This window comes from Herminiimonas sp. (assembly GCF_030655415.1).
In genome coordinates this window covers 29,235-55,298 of record NZ_JAURVN010000018.1, presented here as the reverse complement: position 1 = coordinate 55,298, position 26,064 = coordinate 29,235, and the positions used below count along the sequence as shown (strand labels likewise).

The window sequence follows — 26,064 nt, the reverse complement described above, 5'->3', positions numbered from 1 at the left end:
CGCAAGGCGAAGTCTTCTCGATATTCAAAAAGATATTCAAGTTGTTTGCCTTTTTGCATCAAGACAACACAAGCGCGCCTCATTTTGGAATGCGAACGCACTATGCTGTTGCAAAAAAACGTCACTCACACCAATTCATCCATGCCCTTTTGATATTTTGGTTGTCAGCCCGGGCGTATTTTGTTTCAATCGATCTGTCGTCTCGCAAAGAGGTTAGGCAAGACAGGCAGCTTCGCAGAATATGTATGCACTTATATAAATAAGTGTGTATTTCTAAACAACATTTGAGGAAACATCTAAATGAAAAAATCGCTTTTGGCTCTTGCCGTTTTGGGCGCATTCGCTGGTGCAGCATCGGCACAATCGTCGGTTACCGTCTACGGTATCGTTGATCTGGGATTTGACAGCACAGACAACGGCGCAGCTGCTGGCCGTACAAACGGTATCAAATCGGGTGGCCAATCGGCTAGCCGTATCGGCTTCAAAGGTACTGAAGATTTGGGCGGCGGTTTGAATGCATTGTTCCAATTGGAAGCAACCATCCAAGCTGATACTGGCGCGGCATTTGGCGCAGGCGCAGCTGGCACAGGTCCAAACGCTGGTGCAAATCAAAGTGCTGGCGGTTTCAACCGTATCGCTACTGTTGGTCTGCAAAGCAATGCATTTGGTACTGTTAATCTGGGTCGTCAAACTTCAGTCATCAAAGATGCATACGACGTAGTTGATCCGTTCGGCGACGGCGGCACAATCGCTCCTATCAGCACGATTTTCTTCAACGGCGCTTTGACTAGCGACTTTGGCCGTATTTCAAACTCGGTTAAGTATTCGACACCATCGTTCGGCGGCTTCAAAGTTGCTGCTGCTTATGGCTTCGGTGAAACACCAGGCGATACCGGCGCAAACAGCAACTACGGCATTGGTGCTGGCTATGCAAACGGCCCATTGAATGTTCAGTTCGCTTACCATAACCAAGATCGTTCGACTGTTGCCAACCCAGCAGTTCAAACTATTGAAAACAAATTGGCTTTTGTTGGTGCAACTTACAATTTCGGCGTAGTGAAATTGCATGGCGCATATGCTGACACCAAACTGGAAACATTTGGCCCAGCAGCTGAAACAAAATATCGTAACTACTTGGTTGGCGTAAGCTTGCCACTGGGCGCAGCTGGTAACTTGTTTGCTTCGTACGCTGTCAACGACAACCGTACAACAAACAACGCTGATGCACAAAAAGCTGCAATCATGTACACCTACGATCTGTCGAAACGTACTAACCTGTACACAGGTTATTCACATACATCGAACGACAATGGTTCGCGTATCGGCTTGGACGCAACTGCTCCAGTTGGTGAAAGTGCTTCGGCAATCAACGTCGGTATCCGTCACAAGTTCTAATTCCCGGCAGGCCTAGCCTGCTTGGTTTGAAATGCAATAAAAAAGGCACCTTCGGGGTGCCTTTTTTATTTCCTTGATTTTCCAGGGCATTGAATTCACATCAATAACTGATTTCTAGGAAAGGACTGCTCACAAATCAATAGATCGCAAGTTAGCCGATTTCTATTTGTGCAATAACAAAGCTAGCGCGCGTCATATTTTCGTTTCGGTCGAAACACAGAAACATCCTGATAAAAGGCATCATCCTGCCCTTCCCACCATGTCGGCACGCCAAGAACTGGCAACGGTGAAAAATCAGCTGTACTCAAACCATTCGCCAACTGCAGCGCTACGTGAGCATCGATCCCACTGAGCTGATCGAGAAGTGTAAGAGCTTCGAGATCCAGATTCATATTAAGCGATACGATCCACGCATGCCCAGTAATAGCTTTATAGGGCGCCACCAGTTTTTCCATCAACGCATGGCCGAATAGAAAAACCCCACAATCCTGGGAAAAATCATTTCGACGCGCAATGAAAGCATCTTCCCACTCATGCGCACGCAAGGCTGTCACCAACTCACGATTGGATGTGACTAGCAAGATTGCATTTTCATCGAAGATCGTCGCTGCATCGCGTAGCTTGCCGCGCGGCGCAGTGGTACTTTGGGTGATCACGCGCTCAATCTCCATGGCTTGTAGCAAATTGAGTTGTACTTTGATTCGAGGGAAAGTCAGCCAAACCAGTGCATTGAAGAAATCATGCAGATTGTCGCGAGTAGGAACGCAACCAGTATTACTGATGAAGGTTTCGTAAGCGGTATCGGCAGGCAAATCTGCCTGCAAGACAAATCGAATAGAAAGCTTGCGATGATTGTGCAAAGCCATTGCAGCGGCACAAAGATTCAACTCCAACCGCCAATCAGGGGCGCTGGCGATGCGCTCGCCAATATTTCGCACATGCTTAAGCCACGGCCGGGACCAATCTATACAGTCCAGAAACGAAGTACTCACAGCTCACTCATATCGGTAATTTTCATTCGCCGAGCAAGCCTGCAGCTGCCCATCACGCTTAAACGAACTTCCAGCCTATCGTTTCGCCGCCATTCAAGGGAACGACAGTCGTATTCCCAAGCGGGAGTTCCGCCGGCAATTGCCATTCTTCACGTTTCAGCGTGATCGTGCCGGTATTGCGCGGCAGACTGTAGAAATCCGGTCCATTGAAGCTGGCAAACTGTTCCAGCTTGTCCAGAGCATTGAGCTGATCGAAAGCCTGGGTGTACAGCTCCATTGCATGCAAAGCGGTATAGCAACCGGCACAACCACATGCGTGTTCTTTCAAACCTTTAGGGTGTGGCGCAGAGTCTGTGCCGAGGAAGAATTTATTGCTGCCCGAAATCGCCGCCACCACCAAGGCCTGGCGATGGATTTCGCGCTTCAATACTGGCAGACAGTAGTAATGCGGACGGATGCCGCCTTTGAAGATTTCATTGCGGTTGTACAGCAAGTGATGAGCGGTAATCGTCGCGCCTACGTGGCCATCTGCTTCCGCAACATACTGCGCCGCGTCTTTTGTCGTGATGTGTTCGAACACGACTTTCAACTCTGGCATGTCGCGGCGCAAAGGCGTCATCACGCGATCGATAAACACTGCTTCACGATCGAAGATATCAATCTCAGGATCGGTAACTTCGCCATGCACTAGGAATGGCATGCGGACCTTTTGCATCATTTCCAGCGTCTTGTAGCATTTCGATAAATCGCTGACACCTGCGTCTGAATTGGTCGTCGCGCCAGCTGGATAAAGTTTAACTGCGTGCACAACGCCACTATCTTTAGCGCGCTGAATTTCTTCCGGTGGCGTATTGTTGGTCAGGTACAAAACCATCAATGGCTCGAACTGCATGCCCGCCGGCAAGGCAGCCAGAATACGGTCACGATAGGCAAGCGCTTGCTCGGTAGTCGTCACTGGCGGCTTAAGATTAGGCATCACAATCGCGCGTGCAAACTGGCGTGCTGTATCGGGCAGCACTGAAGCCATCGTCGCGCCATCGCGCAGATGCAGATGCCAATCGTCAGGACGTGTAATGGTGATGCTGGAAGGCTGAGCAGATGTTGTAGTCATAGCGGTTCTTTCTTGGATTGCCGCTATTTTACCTGTTCGCCTTGCGATACTGCAGCGGGCTGCGCTGTCATTCCCGCATAAATTACTTTGTCACTCGCCTAAAGCCGCACTGCCGTTTGTAATCAATATGTGAAAGTGCGGCCGTGCATAGATAAAATTACATCACTTTGACTCAGTGAATAATCTTCGCCAAGAAGTCACGCGCCCGATCCGAGCGTGGCGTACCAAAGAATTCATCTTTGGTGCAATCTTCAACGATCGAACCTTTGTCCATGAAGATCACGCGATTCGCTACTTTTTTCGCGAAGCCCATTTCATGCGTAACCACCATCATCGTCATGCCGTCTTGTGCCAGCCCGACCATGACGTCCAGCACTTCATTGATCATTTCAGGATCTAGTGCTGAAGTCGGCTCGTCGAATAACATCGCAATCGGGTCCATAGACAAGGCGCGGGCAATCGCCACACGTTGCTGCTGCCCACCAGATAACTGCCCTGGAAATTTGTCTTTTTGCGCGATCAAACCGACGCGATCCAGATATTTCAAACCGCGCTCAATCGCTTCATCCTTGCTTCGGCCCAGTACCTTGATTTGTCCCAGAGTCAGATTCTCGCGTATAGACAAATGAGGAAACAATTCAAAGTTCTGGAACACCATGCCTATGCGCGAACGCAGCTTGGACATATTCGTTCCAGCTTCACCCACACCAATACCATCCACAGTAATACGCCCTTTTTGAAATGGCTCCAATCCGTTAACTGTTTTGATCAGTGTTGATTTACCCGAACCGGATGGTCCGCATACGACGACGACATCGCCTTTGGCGACTTGCGTCGAGCATTCCGTCAGCACCTGAAAATCGCCGTACCACTTGCTTACGTTTTCCATTTCTATCATGGTCTTTTTTCCTTTAGCGAATGATGGCGTAGCGTTTTTGTACTTGCCGCACTGCCATCGACAGCGCAAAGCTCAACACAAAATATACAACGGCGACAAAGATATACATCTCAACAACGCGACTATCGCGTTGCGCAATCTTGACAGATGCTCCGACCAAATCCGTGACGTTGAGCAAGGACACCAAGGACACATCCTGGAACAAGATGATAGTTTGAGTAAGTAACAAAGGCAGCATATTGCGCACGGCTTGCGGTAAAACAATCAGCCGCATCGATTGGCCATAATCCAAACCCAGCGCATAACCGGCATTCACTTGGCCTCGCGGAATACTCTGAATACCGGCACGCATGATTTCGCAGAAATACGCCGCCTCAAACAAAATGAACGTGATGTAAGCCGAACGATCCGCTCCAATCGCGATGGGCCATTCCGATCCCATCAAGGATTGCAAGGCAATCGGCATCAAGAAGTAGAACCAAAAAATCACCAGCAAGAGCGGTACCGAGCGCATCACATTGACGTAAGCAGCGGCCAGCATGGACAAGGTTTTGTACTTCGATAGTCGAGCCAGCGCCAACAACGTGCCCAACACCACGCCGCCTATTGTTGCAATAACGGTCAGCTGCAAGGTGTATTTCAAGCCGAGCAATAGCAAGGGCCAGCTATCGAAAATAACTGCGAAGTCGAAATCAGACATGGCGACCTCCCGAGGCTTGGCCTGGAATCGCAAGCCTGCGCTCGATCAGCGCCATCACACGGTTTGCTGCCAGCGCAATCACAAGATACATCAGCGTCGCCGCAGCAAACGCCTCGAAATAACGGAAAGTCATCTCGCCCATTTCACGCGTGCGGAAGAACAGTTCGACCAGACCGATGGAATACGCGACAGCAGTATTTTTGATCAGATTCATCAACTCTGAAGTCAGTGGTGGGATGATCATCCGATATGCAACCGGAAGCAGCACATATAGATAGGTTTGTACCTGCGTCAAACCCAATGCGTAACCGGCATTACGCTGACCGCGCGGCAAAGCTTGAATGCCGGAGCGAACCTGTTCAGCGATACGTGCGGCAGTAAAACAACCTAGACAAATCACCGCCGTGATGAATTGCTGTTGAATCGGATCAAGTTGAATCACCAGCGTCTTGACCACAGGGATCACACCCGGCACGACGAAATACCACAAGAAAAATTGCACCAGTAATGGAATGTTGCGGAACACTTCGACGTACGCACCACCCAGAAAAACCAGCCAGCGTTTTTCAGATGTACGTGCAATACCAATCAGCGATCCGAGCACAAATGCCACGATCCACGACAAGGCGGCGACGGCCAGCGTCCAGCCTAGTCCCGATAACAACATGGCACCCCAGGTAGGATCGCCAGCCGCCATCGGCTCAAAAAATATACTCAGGTCCATGCGGCATTCCTTTTCCAGGAAAGTTCTTCACGTGGTGCGCGATAAGAACAACAACTAATGTCTGCAAAATGATTGATGCGTTCCGCCACAGCTCACACGCCCTTGTCATTCGGATGCTTGAATGCTTCTTCTAGTGCCGCCGGCACAGGGAAATTCAAATTCAATTTCCTCGGTGGAATCGGCGCCATAAACCACTTCGCATAAATTTGATTAATCTCGCCGGAAAGCATCACGTCACCAACCGACTTATCTACCAATGCCTTGAACTGCGGATCATCCTTGCGCAAGACCATGCTGTATGGCTCCTGCCGCAATGATTCAGGCAATATTTTGTAATTGCCGGGCCGCTTCGCATTTGCGATTTGTCCCGCCAACAAAATGTCATCCATCACGAAGGCAACCGCCCTATCTTCTGCCATCAGCAGAAACGATTCTGCGTGATCCTTGCCGTAGATTTCCTTGACGATTATTTCCTTGCCGCTCTGATCCTTACCTTTTTGATAGCTGCGCAATAAAGGGACAGAGGTAGTGCCGGATGTAGTCGAAACAGTTTTACCATTCAGCTCGGCAATCGAAGCTATGTTCGAGGTTTTTTTGACGGCGGCAGTGACATTGATCAGAAAGTAAGTTGGGCCAAACGCCACCTGCTTTTGCCGCGCGACGGAATTGGTCGTGGAGCCGCACTCCAGATCGATAGTGCCATTCTTGAGTAATGGAATGCGATTGCTTGAAGTGACCGGCTGCATGCGGACCTTCAAGTCGGGCATGTTGAGGTCACGCTTGACGGCATCGACGATCTTCATGCAAAGATCCATCGCATAGCCGATAGGCTCGGCGCGGTTATCAAGATAAGAAAAAGGAATGGAAGATTCGCGATGACCGATGGTGATCGTGCCGGTCTGCTTGATCTTCCTTAAAGTGCCAGTTAATTCCTGCGCCTGGACGATAGAAACAGTACTTGTCAGCACCAGCACGCCCATCGTCAGTGCAAAACATCTGCGTAGTTTCATGCTGTCTCCGAAAGGATGGACAAACTTGGGGAAGCAAGTGGCGTACTGTTCGCCACCGCGCATGATTCATCACTGCATATTAGATCGCGTTATGCGTTTATTCATTCGCAGAATAACATCGGCACGCGATTGCGCCAATACGACTTTCTAAAAAGAAGAGTGTAAGGTTCGGCTATCCGCAGATAGATACAGTTTTCCTGCTTGAGTTCCGCAGCGTAGGCATACGCGTCAAATCACCACGTATTGGGCGCTACCGCGCCATCAATATCATCACGGTCTAGCGGAGAAGAAATCGGCACGTCCTGACGCGCCTGCTGGCGCAACCACATCTGCGCATAGGCGCCATCAGCCGTCAGCAATTGCGCATGCGTGCCGCGTTCAACGATGCGGCCGTGATCCAGTACCAAAATCTGCGCCGCATCAACAATGGTCGACAAGCGATGCGCAATTACCAGCGTGGTTCTATCCTTGGCGATTTCTTTCAGCTGAGCCTGTATCGCCTGCTCAGCTTTTGAATCAAGAGCCGAGGTCGCTTCATCAAAAATCAAAATCGCAGGATGCTTCAACAAGGTGCGCGCGATTGCCACTCTTTGTTTTTCACCACCGGATAATTTCAACCCGCGTTCGCCGACCATCGTTGCGTAACCATCCGGCAACGATTCGATGAAGTCGTGAATGTAGGCAGACTTCGCTGCTGCGATGATGTCATCCTTGCTCGCGCCTGGCTTGCCGTAGGCGATGTTGTATTCGATCGTATCGTTGAACAGCACCGTATCTTGCGGCACGATCCCTATCGTCTGCCGCAGCGAAGCTTGCGTCACATCCCGCACGTCCTGACCATCAATCAAAATCGCACCATCATTCACATCATAGAAACGGAATAGCAAACGCGACAAGGTCGATTTACCGGAGCCGCTATGGCCCACTACCGCAGTAGTCGTCCCCGCAGCAATCGTGAAATCAACATCAAACAAAATCTGCCGCTTGGCTTCATAACTAAACTCGACATGTGAGAAACGTACTTCTGCACCTTGCACGAGCAACGCTTTCGTATTCGGCTTGTCAGCAATTTCCTTGTGCTGATCCAGCAGCGCAAACAGCCGCTCCATATCCGCCAGGCTTTGTTTGATTTCGCGATAAATCACGCCAAGAAAATTCAGTGGAATATACAGCTGAATCATGAATGCGTTGACCAATACCAAATCGCCCAGCGTCATCGAACCATCGATCACGCCTTCAGTGGCACGCCATAAAATCAAGGTCACAGCGACTGCAATAATGCTGGACTGGCCGGTATTCAATACCGATAAGGACGTTTGAGATTTAACGGCAGCAGTTTCGTAATGTTTTAAGCCTTCGTCGTAACGCTTGGCTTCGTAGTCTTCGTTGCCAAAGTATTTAACCGTTTCGTAATTGATCAATGAATCGATGGCTTTGGTATTCGCCTTGGAATCAAGATCATTCATCGTGCGGCGGAAATGCGTGCGCCATTCCGTCACGATCACTGTGAAAGCGATGTAGCTGAGCAGCGCAACGCCTGTGATGATCGAAAACCACATGTCGTAATGCAGGATCAGGTAACCCAACACCAATACGATCTCAACCAGCGTCGGCAGAATACTGAACAACGTGTACGACACCAGCGAAGAAATACCGCGCGTGCCGCGTTCGATATCGCGCGTCATGCCGCCAGTTTGGCGATTCAAATGAAAACACAAGGACAGCGAATGCAAATGTCTGAACACCTGCAATGCAACCGTGCGCACCGCACGTTGTGTGACTCTGGCGAAAGTATATTCACGCAACTCTGTGAAAAGCGTAGTCGATAGACGCAAAGCACCATAAGCGACCAACACACCAATAGGCAAAATCAGCAAGGCATGCGGATTGGTCGGATTGATCGTCAAACTATCGATCAGTCGCTTCAATACCAAGGGCACACCAACGTTGGCGAATTTCGCCGCGATCAAAAACAATAGCGCCAATGCGACTCGCCATTTGTACGTCCACAAATACGGAATCAAGGTCTTGAGCGTGGCCCAATCGTTACGATTGGTAGCAGGTGGAGCTGGCTCGGAGGATGGCGAAGAACGGCGCATGAAATGGGGCTTGGTTAGTTGGTTTATGCTTCAGAGTCAGGATTGTAGCGGCAAGCCCTATTCGCCGCTTATAAGCAACAGATATAAGCAAAGCACATAGCAAAGCCCGCCAGCGACCTTAAAAACCCTACGTAAGCACAGAGTAAGCATCAGCACCCAAAATCATCGCAACGGGAGACAACATGGCTAGCGAACACCACACCAACCTGCCTGCAGGGAAAATTCCACAAATGCGCGTTGTGCCTATGCCGCACGACGCCAATATGCACGGCGATGTATTCGGCGGCTGGATCATGGCGCAGGTCGATTTGGCTGGCGCGGTCTGCGCAACACGACGCGCGAATGGCCGCGTCGTTACGATCGCAGTGAATTCGTTTTTATTCAAGCATCCGGTATTCGTCGGAGATCTGCTTTCCATATACGCAGACATCGTAAAGGTCGGCAATACATCGATCACTGTGAATGTGGAATGCTACGCAGAGCGTAATCGTCTCGAAGTGGAAATCGTGAAAGTCACCGAAGCGACCTTGACTTACGTTGCAACCAGCGATGATCGCAAGCCGCGGCCATTGCCAGCGCCTATCGCACCCAATAAATAATCCGAGGGGCTTGATTCATCCACGATCACCAGGAGATCGTGGATGAATTTTTTTATCGTGAAATAAAGATACCGCAGCGCTTCAATATCAGCCAGCCTTGATTTCGTCGCGTAGTTCGCGGCGCAAGATCTTGCCTACATTCGACTTCGGCAATTCGGTACGGAACTCGATAGAGCGCGGTTTCTTGTAACCGGTAAATTGCTCTTTGCAATACGCCATCAAATCTTCTGCGGTCAATCCCGGATCTCTGCGTACCACAAATAACTTCACCGCCTCGCCAGTATGTTCATCCGGCACGCCTATGCATGCGCATTCCAATACGCCAGGATGTGCCGCGACTACGCTTTCAATTTCACTCGGATAAACATTGAAGCCGGAAACTAGAATCATGTCTTTCTTGCGATCGACAATTTTTGTATAGCCACGCGCATCCATGATGCCGATATCACCGGTTTTGAAGAAGCCATCTGCCGTCATCGATAATGCAGTTTCCACTGGATTGTTCCAGTAACCTGCCATCACTTGCGGGCCACGAATTGCGATCTCTCCTGGCTCACCCAGTGCGACTTCGTTGTCACTACTGTCGATGATTTTTATTTCAGTTGAAGAAACCGGCAAACCTATCGTGCCGGAAAATTCAGTCGCAGCAGCAGGGTTAGACGCAGCAACTGGCGAGGTTTCCGACAGCCCATATCCTTCAACAATAGAAACGCCAGTCACTGCGCGCCAGCGGTCGTTGACGACTTTCTGCACCGCCATGCCGCCGCCATTACACAGCTTGAGCTCGGAGAAATCGACCTTGGCAAAATCAGGATTATTCAACAAGCCGTTGTAGAGCGTATTCACCGCCGGCAGCAAATTGATTTTGTACTTCATCAATTCTTTAATCAGCCCCGGGATATCACGCGGATTGGGAATCAGAATATTCATCACGCCGAGTCGCGTGCCCAGCATGCAGCACGCCGTCAACGCGAAGATATGATACAGCGGCAGCGCGCAGACAAAGCTGAAAGATTTGCCGGCTGGCTCCTTGCTCAATACGGGCCAGATCCATGCTTCGTTTTGCAATACATTGGCGACGATATTACGATGCGTCAGCACCGCACCTTTCGCGGTGCCTGTGGTGCCGCCGGTGTATTGCAAGAACGCGATGTCTGACGCTTCAAGTACAGGCTTTTGCAAGGTCATGCTGGATGACTGCTCCAGCACATCATTGAATGAAACCGCTTGCGGCAACGAGAATGCCGGCACCATCTTCTTGACGTGGCGCACGACGAAATTAACTATCGTGCCTTTCAATCCGCCCAACATATCGCCCATGGTTGCAACCACCACATGTTTGACATGCGTAGTGCTGATTACTTTTTCCAGCGTGGTGGCGAAATTTTCCAGAATGATGATGGCTTCTGCGCCGGAGTCTTCGAGTTGATGTTGCAATTCACGTGGCTTGTACAAAGGATTGACGTTGACCACCACGTAACCGGCCCGTAGCACCGCCGCAATCGCAATCGGATATTGCAAAACATTCGGCATCATCAAAGCAACGCGCGCACCTTTTTGCATGTCTGTGCTTTGCAGCCACGCGCCGACTTTTAAAGAAAGTGCATCGACTTCACCATACGTAATGCGCTTGTCCATACAGACATACGCATCGCGATCAGCATATTTGCGGAAGGATTCCTCCAGCAACTGCACCAGTGAATCGTATTGAGTGAAATCAATCTCGGCAGGTACGCCTTCCGGATACGACTGCAACCAAAACTTGTCCATGTTTGCCTCTGTCTCTGTTGTAATTTATCTTGTCAGTCGAGCGGGTACTTGCATATCCATTTGAAACAATCATGTCACGGCTGCGCGATGAATGCAAACTCACGGCCCAGCCAGCGCCCTGTCTGTATTGTCCTTGACCGCGATAGGCTTGCTTGCGCCTAAAATCGCCAATTTTCTGTGTCGGTCTGGTTTATCCAATGCGGATAGATTGATTACGGCCTGATAGAAATCAACGAAAGCTTTATTCTCTTGTAACAGCGCCTTAAACCCAGGCACAAGCTCATGATAAGTCGCGATCGATGCGAGATGCGCGTTAGTGAGCGGCTCTGCAAACCAGCGATCGTATCCGGCAAAACCATTCCATGAGATTTTCAACGTTTGATAATCACGCTGTAACGCCGCAAAGATTTCGACTTTGCGTCTACGCTTTTCATTATCAGAGACCATACTCGCATAGTTGACGGCCAGCGCGCTTCGATAGCGCAGCAGCAAAGCAAGAAACTCATCGCGCCGCACTTTGAACTCAGCATACAACCGCTTGGTATTTGCATCACCATGCAAGTCGAACCAACGCTCAACACCGACTTCTTCTACCGTCGTTGCAAACGATTCATTGAACTGCGTATCGTCTTTTACATACACAACCTGATGCGCCAATTCATGAAAAATCAATCGTGCCAACTCGCCATCCGGATAACGTATGAACGTCGATAAAACCGGATCGTTGAACCAGCCCAATGTCGAGTATGTCGGCACGCCTATGACTTGCACATCATAGCCATCAGCCCGTAACGTGGCGGCAAAGGCATGCGCATTATCCTTGCTGTAGTAGCCGCGATAACTGACGCAACCCGCAATCGGAAAACACCATTGCAGTGGTCGCAACGATAACTCAGGAGTCGCCACCACATTCCACAATGCAAACGGCCGCTGCAAATCGGCATAACTTTTATAACTAGCGTTATCAGGCAGGCCAAATTCACTGACGGCAAACTCGCGTATCTGTTTTGCCTTCAGCAATCGCTGTCGAAGTTTTTCATCTACATCGGGATCGAGCAACAGATCATCTATAGGCTTGGCCGCTGCCATCAATGAAGACTGGCCGTGCGTTGCTTGCGCGTAATAGCTCAGTTGCGCGCAGCCACCAAGAAGCGTTACCGATAGACATGCCAATAGGCTGCGCAAACCCGATCTCGACTGAATAGTTATCTTAGCTAGTTGCATAGTCAACTTCGTCCGCCTCTTTATAAATAACATTGGTGATGCAAGACAACTCAATATTTACGAAGACATTCTAGTACGCCGACTTATATGGTCTCCTTTATAAGTCGCGTATAAAACGGGTCGCCAACATCAAGGATTTGAGTTGGCGTAAGATAGACGGCTACGCACACGCCAAGACTATCGGCAAACCGCAACAATGTGGAGACACCATGAAGTTGATCGACCCTATCATCGAATTTCATCACGAACTGCAGAGCATACGCCGCGAGATACACGCCAATCCGGAACTGTGTTTTGAAGAACGCGAAACGGCAGATTTGGTTGCAAAAAAATTAACCGAATGGGGCATTCCGATTTTACGCGGCATGGGTGTGACCGGCGTCGTCGGCATCATCAAGAACGGCACCAGCGACCGCGCCATCGGCTTGCGCGCGGACATGGATGCGCTACCCATGCAAGAGATCAACACCTTCGCGCATGCCTCACGCAATGACGGCAAGATGCATGCGTGCGGCCATGACGGCCACACCGCGATGTTGCTGGGTGCGGCGCATTATTTATCTCAAAATAAAAATTTTGACGGCACCGTGTATGTGATTTTCCAACCGGCCGAAGAAGGTGGTGGCGGCGCCAAGCGCATGATGGATGATGGTCTGTTTACCCAATGCCCGATGGAAGCCGTGTTCGGCATGCATAACTGGCCAGGAATCCCGGTTGGCGAATTCGGCGTCACTGTGGGCCCGATGATGGCTTCCAGCAATGAGTTTGAAGTGATCGTCAAAGGCAAGGGTTCGCATGCAGCACAGCCGCACAAAAGCGTGGACCCGATCATGGTCGCAGTGCAGATTGCGCAAAGCTGGCAAACCATCATCACGCGCAACAACAGCCCGATTGATGCCGCCGTGTTATCGATCACGCAAATTCACGCTGGTAGCGCAACCAATGTAATTCCAGATAATGCGTCATTGATAGGCACAGTGCGTACCTTCGATTTGAAAGTACTCGATTTGATCGAAAGCCGCATGCGCGCAATTGCGGAGCACACAGCCGAAGCCTTCGACGCCAAAGTTGAATTCCGCTTCCACCGCAACTACCCTCCACTTATCAATCACGCGAAAGAAACCGCGTTCGCAGTTGAAGTATTGCAATCGATAGTGGGCGTGGAAAAGGTCAATGCGCAAGTAGAGCCGACCATGGGTGCGGAAGACTTTGCCTACATGTTGCAAGGCAAACCCGGCTGCTACGTTTTCATCGGCAATGGCGAAGGCGATCACCGTTCAGCCGGCCACGGGCTCGGCCCGTGCAATTTGCACAATCCTAGTTATGACTTCAATGATGATTTATTGCCGATAGGTGCAACTTATTGGGTGCGCTTGGCAGAACAATTTTTGAAGCCGCAATAAGATCTTACAAAAGCCATCCATTCTTCATTTTCAAGAAGAATGGATGTGCCAGCGCTTAAGCTAGTATTGCCACAGTCTGGCTGCCATAAGCGATCAAATACCCACCGTTCTCCTTTTGCCAATCCAATGCCGTCGCTTCATTGGGAAACCAATTTTGCTGAAAGTCTCCGAACAAACCCAACTCCAAACGATAGCGATCAAGCTTTGCAGTGTGGCAAGTATCGATCTGCTGCTTGCAAAGTTCCCATGCAGCGTAGCCAAGTTCTTTTGCCAAGGTATGCAGAATATGTTTGAGTTGGATGGTTGTACGCACCGAATACAGATCGGTAACGCGTAGTTCCGGCATTACTTTCATCGCAATAATGCGACGTAAAACAGGCAAGGATTTGCTGGATTCGAATGAGCGCGCATCGCGTAAAAGACGACGTGCATAACGACGCAAGAAATCACTATTACTAAGATGATTTCCGAAATCGTTGCTGGAGTTTTTGCTAATGGGAGGAGAAGTAGACCACATAACGTTTCCTTTCAAAGTACCGTTTCTCGCTACGGCTTCAAGGGTTTAACGTTGCGGACTTCATGTTGCGGATACGCAAACAGAAAATTGCAAAACACAGGTGCATCAGCTTTTGCGAGAGCAGGCACCCTGCATGCCTGCTTCTATTCTAGCGTAAATATTACAGATACAACGACTTAACGCGTTGCTTCCGGCAAATGCAAATCAGCTATAGGCTCATTGGGTCTAAGTTGAATATCGCGATACCAGGCTTCTACCGTTTCGCCGGTATTGTCAGTATCGGTCAGCACCCCAACACCAATCAAACGTCCTGGTTTTTCACCAAAAGCGCGTTCGTAATCAGCCGCAATATCGCGCGAAAATGAGCGCCATTCACCGACGCCATCTTTACCTGTCGCGACGACGATCATCTTGACGCGGCCACTACGCGAATTGGAAATCACCGTATCCACTGGTGCCTTCTTGGCACGGATATACATCAAGGTCGCATAGGGAATTTCGCGGCCGGTAATCACGCGCGCGGTTTCAAACATGATTTGATCGGCAAAAGGCAGTTCATCCTTATTGCCATCGAAACCGAGAATAATGCGAGCCGGCGCATCCTCGCGCGCACGGTCAGTATTATCGGCCGATTCAATCAGGCGACTGATGCGCCATTCCCACGTCAAGCGTGAATCCTGCAAAGGATCGATATCCAATTTGTGCATCAAGCCAGACGCTGCTCCGGCAGCACGCGCATGCAAAACCTTTTTTCCCTGATCCGAAACGACTTTATATTCCGTGCGTTTTTTGTTGCGATTGATGAGCATGGGCTCCCACTCGGCAGACAAGACATTGGTTTGATTTTGCGAGAATGCAGCAATTTCTTCCTCGTCATCGGCAATCGTCACTTCTTCACCGCCATAGGTTGCGATCGCATCCGTCGCTTTAGGCGTGTGCGTGCACGCCGCGATGCTGAGCAACATCGTGGCAAATAAAAATCGGGAAAGAATTTTTGAATACTGCAGTGACTTCATGCTCTGACTATCATTGTTATGGCTAGACGCGTACCGAGGCTTTCTATTGTACAAGTGGGATCAACGCGCGTTCTGCCTGCCCCCAAGTTTGCTGCACTGAATTGTATATTGTCTGCGTAAAATTTCATCATCATTGACGACGCTCGCATGTGGATCAACAACAAACTGCCAGCGTATCTTGTGATGCTTCGCCACACTCTCGCGATGCGCAATACTGACGATGACCGACTCTGGCAATTCTTGCAATATCAATTGATACACAAGTTCTTCCGTTTCAGTATCCAGCGCACTGCTCGCTTCATCCAGGAACAAGGCATCCGGACGCGTCAATAATGCACGCACGAAAGCGATACGTTGCTGTTCACCTGGCGACAAACGCTGACCCCAGTTATCTGTTTGCGCCAGTAGCGTTTTTAAATGCGACAAATTGCACAAATCGAAATAGTGTTGAATCGCCAAATCCGTATAACTATTTTCGCCAGCGGGATAAGCAACAGCGGCGCGCAAGGTACCGATAGGCAAATAACTTTTTTGCGGCAGGAAAAGTAATTTCCAGTTTTGTGGCACTTCAATATTGCCGCTGCCATAAGGCCAGATGCCGGCAATTGCGCGTACCAAGGTTGACTTGCCGCAGCCCGAAGGCCCAGTGACGAGAATGTGCTGCCCCATTTGAATATCAATTGAAGGCAGAGTGACGAGTGCATGACCGTCGGGCAGGTTCATGCGTACTTGATCGATCAGTATCGCGCCGACATTATTTGCCGTGACCGTGATGCCCTCGACCTCGGCGTGCACGTCTTCCACCGCTGCATGAAAACCGGCCAGACGATTGACGCTGGCCTTCCATTCCGCAAGGTCAGTGAAGGCAGACACGAACCATGACAAAGCGCCTTGCACTTGACCAAATGCAGAACTGATCTGCATCAAACCACCCAAGGTAATCGCGCCGGAAAAATAACGCGGCGCCGCCATCAGGAAAGGGAAAATAATCGCGAACTGCGAATAGAAAGTCGACACAAGATTCAGATACTTGGTGGTGCGCATGATGCCCCACCAGTTATCGCGTATGCGCTGGAAACGTCCGGCCAATTGCACCTTCTCTTGCGCTTCGCCTTTATACAAAGCCACTGCTTCCGCATGCTCACGCACACGTATCAAGTCGAAACGAAAATCTGCTTCAAAGCGCTGTTGCATAAAATTCTTCGCCACCAACGGTCGACCAACCCAGCCAACTGCCAGCGAACCCACTACCGCATAGGCAATCGCAAACCAGACCATGTAACCGGGAATCGTGATTTCCTGCGAAGACAAAATGAATGAAATCGGGCCGCTAACTGACCATAGAATCCCGACGAATGACAACAGCGTCACAACACTCGACAACAAACCCAGCGATAGCGACAAGGCGCCGCTACACAATAAATTCAAATCTTCGGCGATCCGTTGATCTGGATTATCTGCCGATTGTTTTTGCTCAATACGGTAATAAGTCTGATGCTTGAGCCAGCGCGCCATGTACTGCCTGGTCATCCACGTACGCCAGCGCATCTGCAAAGATTGCGTCAGATAGATACGATAAACCGCGACTGCAATTAATGAAAACGCCAGATAGGAAAAGCGCCACAGCTGCTCTTTGAAGACAGGATAATTTTTGGTCTCCAGCGCATTATAAAAATCGCGATTCCACGCATTGAACAAGACTTCCAGATACACCATGCCCAAGGCGAGCGCCACGATCGCCAACAGCAGCCCGCGCGCCTTCCATTTTTCTTCAGAAACCCAATACGGTTGAATCAGGCGCCAGACATGGCGCCAATGGATGCGTTCTTTTGGCATGATAATCGTGTGCATGCGTGGACCGAATGAAAAAATGAAAAGCGAAAATTGAGTTGAAATCTATCTGAAAAATTTATGCAAAATCTTTGTAGATTTCAACTGGATGCTCACGATATCAAAGCTGTCTTAAACTTGTTGAAACTAACTTGGCAATTGATCCTTTATCGTCCCCAGGCGCTGCCCCGGATTAGTTTGCTCCAGCGCCAACAACACCGCTGACTGATCCGCTTGGGGCGACTGTTGCAATATGCTTTGATAATTTTCCGTAACCAGTTCTGTGACCGGCAAACGCAAACCTGCGTTGGCAGCAGCGATCAACACGTTTTCCAAATCCTTGAACTGACTTTTAACCTGACCACCAGGCATGAAGTTGCGCTCCAACATACGCTGACCATGCACTTCAAGAATCCGACTTTCTGCAAAGCCACCACGGATAGCGGCACGCACCGCGGTCGGATCTGCGCCACCGGCTTGCGCCAGCAACAATGCTTCGGCGACGATATTCAACGTACCACCTACGATCAATTGATTACACAGCTTGGCGATCTGACCGCAACCCGCCGGGCCAACCAAAGTCGGGCGCCCCATTACTGTTAATACAGATGCTGCTTCAGCAAAATCTTCTGCGCTACCTCCCGCCATGATTGCTAACGAGCCAGCTTGCGCACCCACTACGCCACCAGATACCGGCGCATCAATAAAACGCACACCATGTTTCGCCAAGGTCGCATGCGCGTCCTGTGCTTCTGACTGGCGCGTGGAACTCATATCGATCAGCAATGCGCCTTTGCGCAAACCCGGCAATGCTGCATCTATCACTTGCGCGACGATAGGTCCGGCTTCCAGCATCGTGATGACGATATCGGCATTGCGTACGGCATCGGCGACCTGCGCTTCAACTTTTGCACCCAAGGGCGTGAGCTCATCTGCCTTGCTGCGAGTGCGATTCCAGGCGGTGACTTGATAGCCGGCTTGCAGCAAACGGCTAGCCATAGGCTTGCCCATCAGGCCTATACCTAAAAAGGTAATTGTCGGTTTGGTTTCGGACTGATTTAAATCAAACTGCGTCATGCTTCAAACTCCTTATTGCGTCAATTTTCACTGCATAATGGCGCATTCTCCACACAAAAAGCAACAGCCATGTCGACGGAAAAGATAAGCGCCATTCTGGATACACGCATGCAGTTGGGCGAATGCCCAATCTGGCATCCGCAAGAAGCGGCCTTGTACTGGATAGACATCGATGGCCGCGCCGTGCATCGCTTTGATCCGGCCAGCAAAACACATCGCCACTGGCCCATGCCATCCGAACCTGGGTGCATCGCAATCAACGCTACTGGCGGCCTGATCGTCGCTTTGCGCTCCGGCTTGGAATTGCTCGATACCGACAGCGGCCAACTCAGCATGATCGCCGCTGCGCCCTACGATCCTGAAACTACGCGATTCAACGATGGCCGTTGTGATGCAGCGGGACGATTATGGGTAGGGACAATTTACGAACCACGCACGCATCCCGACGCCGCATTATTTTGCATAGAACATGCTGAAATTCGCGACAGCGGAAAACGTGCGACGGTCTCCAACGGAGTTGCCTTCAGTCCCGATAACAAAACCCTGTATCACGCCGATACGACTTCGCATCAGATACGTGCATACGAATATGATCTGACGAAGGGCGCGCTCGGCAATAGCCGCGTGCTGAAGCAATTTTCGACAGACAAGTCGAATAATTATGGCGGTCGACCCGATGGGGCGGCAGTCGATAGCGAAGGCGCGTATTGGTGCGCGATGTATGAAGGCGGTCGACTTTTGCGCCTATCACCAGAGGGTGATGTGCTCAATGAAATTACGTTGCCGGTACGTTGTCCGACCATGATGGCTTTCGGCGGTGAAGACTTGCGTACTTTATACATAACGACTGTCAGCAAAAATCGTCCCGCTGCGGAGTTGGAACAATATCCATTGTCCGGTTGCGTGTTAAGCCTGCGAGTCGACATACGCGGGCTGTCCGAACACGCCTATCTTCCTTGATGAATATCTGACAAAGAACCTGGCTTAGCGATGAGCAAATTCATACTCGCAATCGATCAAGGAACTACCAGCTCGCGTGCGATCCTGTTCAATCATGCCGGTCAGATTCACGGCACGGCGCAACAGGAATATGCACAGATATTTCCCGAGCCGGGCTGGGTCGAGCACAACGCCAACGACATTTGGCAAAGCCAGCTTGCGGTTGTGCAGCAGGTATTGAAAGAACATCAGCTCAACGCATCCGACATTGCAGCAATCGGCATCACCAACCAGCGCGAAACGACTGTGCTGTGGGATAGAAAAACCGGCGAACCGATTGCGAATGCTATCGTCTGGCAAGACAGACGCACGGCAGCACTGTGCGATCAATTACGTGCAGAAGGCAAAGCTGCATTGTTCCAGCAGAAAACCGGCTTAATACTGGATGCCTATTTTTCAGGCACCAAACTGAAATGGCTGCTCGACAATATTCCCGGTGCAAGATCAAAAGCCGAACGCGGCGAACTCGCATTTGGCACTGTCGATAGCTGGTTGATTTTTAAATTAAGCGGTAAGCACGTCACCGATAGCAGCAATGCATCGCGCACCTTGCTCTTCAATATTCATACAAAGCAATGGGACGATGAGTTGTTGAGCTTGCTGAATATTCCGTCTTCACTATTGCCAGAAGTTCTTGCCAGCAGCGGTATCGCAGCGCACACGCATGCCGAATTATTCGGTGCGCCCATCGCGATTGCCGGTATCGCAGGCGATCAACAAGCCGCCACCTTTGGTCAGGCTTGCCACAAACCCGGAATGGCAAAGAACACTTATGGCACCGGCTGCTTCATGCTGCTGAATACCGGCGAACAAGCCATCACCTCGCACAACAATCTGCTGACAACCATAGGTTGGACACTCGGCACAGGTAAAGCTGCACGCACCGATTACATGCTGGAAGGCAGCGTCTTCATGGCTGGCGCCATCGTTCAATGGCTGCGCGACGGGTTAGGCATCATCAACAATTCCAGCGAAGTAGAAGCGCTAGCGAGCAGCGTGCCAGATAACGGCGGCGTCGTATTCGTGCCCGCGTTCAGCGGTCTGGGTGCGCCGTATTGGGATGCGTATGCGCGCGGCACCATCATCGGTATGACACGCGGCAGCAATAAGGCCCACATCGCACGCGCTGCGCTGGAAAGCATCGCCTACCAAACTGTCGATCTATTGCAAGCGATGCAAAAAGACGCTGGCATCTCCTTGCATGAACTACGCGTTGATGGCGGCGCAGCACGCAATGATTTGCTGATGCAATTTCAGGCAGATATATTGAATGTGCCGGTGGTGCGACCTATCATCACAGAAACCACCGCCTTGGGCGCGGCCTATCTTGCTGGACTGGCCGTCTCGTTCTGGGCGTCGAAGGAAGAAATTTCTGCTCAGTGGCAAATGGATAAACGCTTCGAACCGAACATGAAATCGGATGAACGTCAGCAACGATTAGATACTTGGCATAGAGCAGTGGAACGCGCAAAAGCGTGGGCCGATTAATATCCTAAGCGACTTGTTTATTGTTCGTTTTCTGCAAGCGAATTTCCCAGCGCTTGACACCACCACGTTCCAATTCATTTTGGGTACCGTCGGCGACGTAACCGAATTTTTCATAAAACCGAATCGCTCTATGATTCTCACGCAGTACCCATAAGGTCGTCTTCGGTGCGAAGTGCAAGACCGCTTCGATGCCGCTCATCAATGCTGCACCTATTTGCTTGCCCCAATAGGCTGGCAATACATAGATTGCGTGCAGCTCCGAACTGCCGTTGCCATCGGCATCGCGACTAAGGCCACCCGATGCCCACGCTACGATGGCTCCATTTGCTTCAGCAACCAGCGTGACATTTTGATTGTCTTCCAACAATTGCTGCCATGCCTTGGTACGCGCTTCTATCGAAAGACCTGCAAGATATTCAGCGGGGAAAATATCCGCATACGCAGACTGCCATGACTTTACATGGATGCTTGCGATGGCTGCCGCATCTTCGCTTGTTGCATTACGTATCGATGGTTCTTCGGATGATTTAGACGACTTCATACTTGAACGCCCAAAAGAATGGCCATGTTTTAAAGACTGCGTTTTTAGCGGAATCTGCTATGAGCGATTGCAGCTCAGCTTCGTCTGGGAAATTTTTCAGCACACGATGCGTCTCACCGTTCTTCAAAACTCTATTTTGAAAAGTATTGCCATTGGCGTCCTCTTCGACGATAGCGGAGCTACTGTTTTCAACGTAGCGATTATCGAGCAGGATCACCCGTGCACCTGGCTTCAAGCGCGCGTGCAAACCAGATAAAAATTCCTGACGTCTTTCCTTCGGTACATGAGAAAACCAAAAAGCCTGCAAACGCGCCATCGAAACCGCCTTCAACGTGTGGCAATGCATAAGCATCGCCAACCTCAAAGTGGACATCATTATTGCGTACACGCTGCTCCGCTATCTTCAGCGTTTCTGCCGTCGCATCAATAGCAGTAATCGCTGAAGCAAGCGGCGCAATAAATTGCGTCCAGTAGCCAGTACCGCATGCCACTTCCAATACGTGCGCATCAATAAAGCGAGACAAGAGCCAACGCTCGATCGCACGTAAATCGGCTTGCCGCTCCGGCTTTAAATAAACCTCGTCATATTCAAGCGCGCGGGCGGCGTAATAGGCTTGCAGTGTTGTCTCTGACATCAGCTTGCCTTTGCTGCGGCGTCTTCCTTTTCTTTCGCCTTGGCTTCTTCCTTTTCTTTTTCAGCCGCAGCCCATGCGGCATCCGGCACGGTACCGTTCAAGTAGTAATCGCCAATCGCACGTTCACGGAAAATCGCTGGATTATGCGAGGCCGCAGTGCGCGCGTTACGCCAGTGGCGATCAAGACGACGAGTTTCGCTGGTAGCCGATGCACCACCAACTTCAAACAGCAAAGTACTCGCTTGCAGCACTAGATCAATCACCACTTGTTGCGCCTGGAATGCCTTGATTTCAGTTTCTACATACAGCGATTCATCGGCAGTATCCGCCAGACGCGCTTGATGCACTTCTTCCAAAGCGAGCGCAATGCCTTCCACGATCGTATCTGCGGCAAACGACAAACTAGCCAGACGGCCAACTACGCGTTGTACAAGTGGATCGTTACGTGGACTGGATTCCCCCATCACGCCGAACGCACGCGTCTTGCGCTGTACGAATGCAATGCCATCACGCTTGATCGCACGACCGACACCGGCGATCGACGCCAGCAAGATCAATTGCAAAAAAGCTTTTTGATATGACTGCGCGTAGCTATCTTTGCCGGTCAGACGACGATTGATATTCGCCGGGTCGATTTCGACTTGCTCAAAAATCGTGGTGCCGCTGCCCGTCATGCGTTGACCGAAACCATCCCAATCATCTTCGCGTGTCACGCCTGGCGAATTCGCAAGCAATGCAACGCTGACGCGCTCCTCGCCATCCACGACAGAGGCCACGATCCAGTCCGCGTAAATAGTCCCAGTGCTGTAATACTTTTTGCCGTTCAAGAACCACTTTCCATCTGTCTGCGTGATGGTAGCGCTGGTACCGGTGACTTCGGTCAACTCTGCCATTGCATAGCCGATCAAGGCACCTTCCACGATTTTTGGAAACCAGAATTCGCGCACCGCTTCATCGGTGTGATTGATGCGGCTTTCGAGAAATGCGAAATGGCCACGCAACAAATGCGATACGTTGGAATCTGCAGTTGCCAGCTCTACCAACAAACGGAACAGTTGTGGAATCGTCGCGCCAAAACCGCCATATGCTTGCGGAATACGTACCCGGCCAAAGCCAGCTTCACGCAGCCACTTCACTGCTTCATACGGAAGTGCACGGTTTTGTTCTCGCTCAACCGCACCTTCGGCAATGCGCTCAAAGATAGGTCGAAAGCGTTGCGCCAACTCTTCGTAAGTAGGACGAACAAAGCCAGCGTGGGCGGCAGATTTTTGTTCAAGATGATGAACGGTAGCAGTTTGAGTCATGATATTCAGGCCTTGCTTAAGAAAATTTAAATTACGATTAATTAGGTTGCGCGTACACGTGGATCGATCAATCCATACAGAACGTCAACAACCAGATTGACAACGACATAGATGAAGGCAGCCAGCAAAGTGATGCCAAGCACGATAGGTACATCCTTGCTGTTGGCAGCATCCAGCATCAGTCGCCCTACGCCCTGACGTGCAAACAACATCTCGACTACCACTGCACCGCCTAACAAACTGGCAAACACAAAGCCGGACAAGGTGACAAGAGGGATCAATGCATGTCGCAAAGCATGACGAAAACGCACGCCGGTATCCGACATGCCGCGTGCGCGTGCAGTCAAAATAAAAGGTTGCTCAAGCACGTCTTCCACCTCCTGTCGCAGCACCTGCGTCAACACCCCAATGATGGGCAAAGACAGCGCAATTGTCGGTAGTACTAAGGAGCGCCAACCTTGTGAACCCGATGCCGGAAAGAAGTGAAAATAAAACGAAAACACCAGCAGTAACAAAATGCCGATCACAAACGATGGTGCGGAAGTAAGCGTCAGTTCAGCACCAGAAGTAAATGAGCGTATCCATTGCGCGCGACGTGCCGTCAACAACGCCAGCAGAACGGAAACCGTGATCGACAAGATGCCCGCGCACAATGCCAGTTGCACAGTCGCACCTAGTTGTTGCGTGACTGCTTGCAGAACAGGAACGCGCAGACGATAAGATTCGCCAAGATCACCTTGCGCTAGACGACCAAGGTAATTTCCATACTGGACGATCAATGGTTTATCGAGACCGTATTCGATACGTACACGCGCCAAGACTTCGGCAGTCGGCATCGCATCCGGTCCGCCGACAATCGCCAGCGCCGTGTCGCCACCGGTAACATTGATGGCAATGAAGGTCAATGTTGCAGCGCCCCACAACACGCCAATGCCTGCCAGCAAACGGAAAAGTATTCGCTTTAGATTATTCATTGCGCCGCCTTGTCCAGCCACACGCCGATGAATAAAGGAGTGTTATGCGAGGTATCAAAGATCACGCCCTTAACTTCTTTGCGATAAGCAATCATGTGATGACTTTCGTAAGAAGGAACAGCCGGCACCAGCTCCGTCAATCTTCGTTGCGCAGTGCTGTAAAGCGCCTGCAACTCGGATGGATCGGTGGACTTGCGAGCACGCTCCAATGCGTCGTCGAGTTCTGGATCACGCAAGCGCGAACTGTTTTGTCCTATCAACTTTTCGCTGGCGATCGAATTGCTGTGATAAAGAATGTAGAGTCCATCCGGCGTATTCGTGTGCCAATAGCCGCCACCCAAAGCTTGATAGTCGCCCGCGTAGCGTCGTTCAGTTGACACCGCCAAAGGCACCATCTCAATCTTTAGTTCAAATCCGGCTTTACGCGCATCGGCCTGAATCGCCACAGCAACGCTATTTGGAAAACCCGGATTTTCGGTAATCAACAAAGTCGCTGAAAGACGCTGACCATTCTTTGTGCGATATCCCTCTGCATCACGTTCAGTCCAGCCCGCCTGATCAAACAAACGCGCAGCTTCGGTGACGTTATAAACCAATGCGTTTTTAAACGACGGATCGTAGTAACGCGTGTTAGCCGCAAGATAATCGCTCTTTGGCAAAAACTCACCGAAGCCGGCAATCCATGCGACGCCTTCTCTATCGATTGCCAACGCCAAAGCCTTGCGTACCAACACATCATCAAAGGGCGCGCGCTCGGTATTGAAGGTCAGACTGCGGAATGGATTCGCTTTACGGATGCGGCTATGAAAACGCAAATCAGGATTCGCACGAATCGCTTGTGCATTTTGTGGCGGCGCATCCAGCGTGAAATCAGACTGGCCGCTTTGCAACGATGAATAACGAATCATCGCTTCCGGTACAAAGATCAGCTCTATGCGATCCAGATATGCCGGACCTTGATGTCGCACTACCGGCGGCGCCCAGTTGTAGTCCGCACGCTTGACGAAGCTTGCACCCTGACTGCGTGTGTAACTCTCAAGTACAAACGGGCCAGAACCGATCGGCTTTTCGGCAATCGATTTTGGATCTTCCTTGATCTGCTTAGGTGAAATCATGCTCAACCATGATTGCGCCAATACATCGAGGAAAGGCGCGTACGGTTCCTTCAAGGTCGCTTCGAAAGTGTAGGGATCAATAATCCGCCCGCGCACATAAGGCTTGATGTAAGCAGCAGCCAGTGGCGACTTGGTCGCTGGATCACGCATGTGCTCCAGATTCACTTGCACTGCTTCGGCATTGAAAGGCGTGCCATCGCTGAACGTGACGCCCTCACGCAAATGAAAGGTATATACCTTGCCATCTGCAGAGATGTCCCACGACTTCGCCAACCATGGAGAAATATTGCCTTCTTCATCTTGATAGACCAGAGCATCGTAGATGATCCGACCCAGCCATTGCACATTACCGTGCGAAATCGAATGCACATCAAACGTGTTCGTATCCGCCGCCACCGTGGCACGCAAAGTACCGCCAGGCTTGCCTTCGCTTTGCTGATAATAATCCGCAGCAGAATAGCTCAGTTGGCCATTCTTCAAGATCCCGGAACCTGTCGGATTCGTTCCGGCTGCTTTTGTTTCACTATCGCCTGATGAGCAGGCGCTCAACACACAAGCGCCTGCCAACAAGCTGATACGTAACAGCGCATTCAGCAAAGAGATCGATCCATTGCCTTTGGCAATCCGCATCATATTTACAGCC

24 protein-coding genes are annotated in these 26,064 nt (G+C 50.6%); 5 read left to right on the top strand and 19 right to left on the bottom strand.

What is annotated here, in order from left to right; translation table 11 throughout:
- Positions 1-300 precede the first annotated feature (300 nt).
- Entirely contained in the window at positions 301-1,395 is a 1,095-nt protein-coding gene (locus Q7T66_RS16415) for a porin (RefSeq protein ID WP_304934178.1), read from the top strand.
- Between the two features lie 182 nt (positions 1,396-1,577).
- Here the strand turns inward: Q7T66_RS16415 and Q7T66_RS16410 are convergent, their stop codons facing one another.
- The 7 genes from Q7T66_RS16410 to Q7T66_RS16380 form a co-directional block, all read right to left on the bottom strand.
- Positions 1,578-2,387: a DUF3025 domain-containing protein gene (locus tag Q7T66_RS16410; protein WP_304934177.1), complete on the bottom strand. Its 810-nt coding sequence runs from the start codon at positions 2,385-2,387 to the stop codon at positions 1,578-1,580.
- A gap of 58 nt (positions 2,388-2,445) precedes the next feature.
- Entirely contained in the window at positions 2,446-3,498 is a 1,053-nt protein-coding gene (gene pyrC, locus Q7T66_RS16405; RefSeq protein ID WP_304934176.1) for a dihydroorotase, read from the bottom strand.
- 172 nt (positions 3,499-3,670) lie between these two features.
- A complete protein-coding gene (locus tag Q7T66_RS16400) occupies positions 3,671-4,396 on the bottom strand; it encodes an amino acid ABC transporter ATP-binding protein (RefSeq protein ID WP_304934175.1) in 726 nt (241 codons plus the stop codon).
- Positions 4,397-4,409: 13 nt separating this feature from the next.
- A complete protein-coding gene (locus Q7T66_RS16395) occupies positions 4,410-5,096 on the bottom strand; it encodes an amino acid ABC transporter permease (protein ID WP_304934174.1) in 687 nt (228 codons plus the stop codon).
- Positions 5,089-5,820 carry an amino acid ABC transporter permease gene (locus Q7T66_RS16390; protein ID WP_304934173.1) on the bottom strand — a complete coding sequence of 244 codons (732 nt, stop codon included), beginning with the start codon at positions 5,818-5,820 and terminating at the stop codon, positions 5,089-5,091. Before Q7T66_RS16390 ends, Q7T66_RS16395 begins: the two co-directional genes overlap by 8 nt.
- A 92-nt stretch (positions 5,821-5,912) precedes the next feature.
- The gene (locus Q7T66_RS16385; protein ID WP_304934172.1) at positions 5,913-6,830 is read right to left on the bottom strand and encodes a transporter substrate-binding domain-containing protein; all 918 of its coding nucleotides are present in this window, start codon (positions 6,828-6,830) and stop codon (positions 5,913-5,915) included.
- A 233-nt stretch (positions 6,831-7,063) separates the two neighbouring features.
- Complete coding sequence (locus Q7T66_RS16380; RefSeq protein WP_304934171.1) at positions 7,064-8,929, bottom strand: ABC transporter ATP-binding protein/permease; 1,866 nt, start codon at positions 8,927-8,929, stop codon at positions 7,064-7,066.
- A gap of 182 nt (positions 8,930-9,111) precedes the next feature.
- On the opposite strand from Q7T66_RS16380, the gene Q7T66_RS16375 reads away from it, so the two are divergent.
- Entirely contained in the window at positions 9,112-9,528 is a 417-nt protein-coding gene (locus Q7T66_RS16375) for an acyl-CoA thioesterase (RefSeq protein WP_112992750.1), read from the top strand.
- An 87-nt stretch (positions 9,529-9,615) separates the two neighbouring features.
- Here Q7T66_RS16375 and Q7T66_RS16370 read toward each other — a convergent pair whose 3' ends face one another.
- Both Q7T66_RS16370 and Q7T66_RS16365 read right to left on the bottom strand, forming a co-directional pair.
- The gene (locus tag Q7T66_RS16370; RefSeq protein ID WP_304934170.1) at positions 9,616-11,298 is read right to left on the bottom strand and encodes a long-chain-fatty-acid--CoA ligase; all 1,683 of its coding nucleotides are present in this window, start codon (positions 11,296-11,298) and stop codon (positions 9,616-9,618) included.
- Between the two features lie 99 nt (positions 11,299-11,397).
- The gene (locus Q7T66_RS16365; RefSeq protein WP_304934169.1) at positions 11,398-12,522 is read right to left on the bottom strand and encodes an aminopeptidase; all 1,125 of its coding nucleotides are present in this window, start codon (positions 12,520-12,522) and stop codon (positions 11,398-11,400) included.
- Between the two features lie 209 nt (positions 12,523-12,731).
- Between Q7T66_RS16365 and Q7T66_RS16360 the strand changes: the two genes are divergently transcribed.
- Positions 12,732-13,925 (top strand): M20 aminoacylase family protein, encoded by a 1,194-nt coding sequence (locus Q7T66_RS16360; RefSeq protein ID WP_304934168.1) that lies wholly within the window; start codon positions 12,732-12,734, stop codon positions 13,923-13,925.
- A 55-nt stretch (positions 13,926-13,980) separates the two neighbouring features.
- On the opposite strand, the gene Q7T66_RS16355 is transcribed toward Q7T66_RS16360, so the two are convergent.
- The 4 genes from Q7T66_RS16355 to Q7T66_RS16340 form a co-directional block, all read right to left on the bottom strand.
- Positions 13,981-14,442, bottom strand: coding sequence for a hypothetical protein (locus tag Q7T66_RS16355; RefSeq protein ID WP_304934167.1), 462 nt, complete (start codon positions 14,440-14,442; stop codon positions 13,981-13,983).
- A gap of 176 nt (positions 14,443-14,618) precedes the next feature.
- On the bottom strand, positions 14,619-15,407 hold the full coding sequence (locus Q7T66_RS16350) for a DUF3047 domain-containing protein (RefSeq protein ID WP_304934166.1): 789 nt from the start codon (positions 15,405-15,407) through the stop codon (positions 14,619-14,621).
- Between the two features lie 111 nt (positions 15,408-15,518).
- On the bottom strand, positions 15,519-17,309 hold the full coding sequence (locus tag Q7T66_RS16345; RefSeq protein ID WP_304934165.1) for an ABC transporter ATP-binding protein/permease: 1,791 nt from the start codon (positions 17,307-17,309) through the stop codon (positions 15,519-15,521).
- A gap of 126 nt (positions 17,310-17,435) precedes the next feature.
- Positions 17,436-18,365, bottom strand: coding sequence for an NAD(P)-dependent oxidoreductase (locus Q7T66_RS16340; protein ID WP_304934164.1), 930 nt, complete (start codon positions 18,363-18,365; stop codon positions 17,436-17,438).
- A 69-nt stretch (positions 18,366-18,434) separates the two neighbouring features.
- On the opposite strand from Q7T66_RS16340, the gene Q7T66_RS16335 reads away from it, so the two are divergent.
- Entirely contained in the window at positions 18,435-19,325 is an 891-nt protein-coding gene (locus tag Q7T66_RS16335; protein WP_304934163.1) for an SMP-30/gluconolactonase/LRE family protein, read from the top strand.
- A 30-nt stretch (positions 19,326-19,355) separates the two neighbouring features.
- Entirely contained in the window at positions 19,356-20,852 is a 1,497-nt protein-coding gene (gene glpK, locus Q7T66_RS16330) for a glycerol kinase GlpK (protein ID WP_304934162.1), read from the top strand.
- A gap of 4 nt (positions 20,853-20,856) precedes the next feature.
- Here glpK and Q7T66_RS16325 read toward each other — a convergent pair whose 3' ends face one another.
- Genes Q7T66_RS16325 through Q7T66_RS16300 form a run of 6 tightly spaced genes read right to left on the bottom strand, consistent with a single transcriptional unit; the run spans position 20,857 to position 26,054 of the window.
- Positions 20,857-21,393, bottom strand: coding sequence for a GNAT family N-acetyltransferase (locus tag Q7T66_RS16325; RefSeq protein ID WP_304934161.1), 537 nt, complete (start codon positions 21,391-21,393; stop codon positions 20,857-20,859).
- The gene (locus Q7T66_RS16320) at positions 21,380-21,610 is read right to left on the bottom strand and encodes a hypothetical protein (RefSeq protein ID WP_304934160.1); all 231 of its coding nucleotides are present in this window, start codon (positions 21,608-21,610) and stop codon (positions 21,380-21,382) included. The genes Q7T66_RS16325 and Q7T66_RS16320 overlap by 14 nt, the downstream gene beginning before the upstream one ends.
- Positions 21,594-22,028, bottom strand: coding sequence for a class I SAM-dependent methyltransferase (locus Q7T66_RS16315; protein WP_304934159.1), 435 nt, complete (start codon positions 22,026-22,028; stop codon positions 21,594-21,596). The genes Q7T66_RS16320 and Q7T66_RS16315 overlap by 17 nt, the downstream gene beginning before the upstream one ends.
- The gene (locus tag Q7T66_RS16310; protein ID WP_304934158.1) at positions 22,028-23,332 is read right to left on the bottom strand and encodes an acyl-CoA dehydrogenase family protein; all 1,305 of its coding nucleotides are present in this window, start codon (positions 23,330-23,332) and stop codon (positions 22,028-22,030) included. The genes Q7T66_RS16315 and Q7T66_RS16310 overlap by 1 nt, the downstream gene beginning before the upstream one ends.
- Positions 23,333-23,373: 41 nt before the next feature.
- Entirely contained in the window at positions 23,374-24,306 is a 933-nt protein-coding gene (locus Q7T66_RS16305; protein WP_304934157.1) for an ABC transporter permease, read from the bottom strand.
- Positions 24,303-26,054 (bottom strand): ABC transporter substrate-binding protein, encoded by a 1,752-nt coding sequence (locus Q7T66_RS16300; RefSeq protein ID WP_304934156.1) that lies wholly within the window; start codon positions 26,052-26,054, stop codon positions 24,303-24,305. The genes Q7T66_RS16305 and Q7T66_RS16300 overlap by 4 nt, the downstream gene beginning before the upstream one ends.
- Positions 26,055-26,064 lie beyond the last annotated feature (10 nt).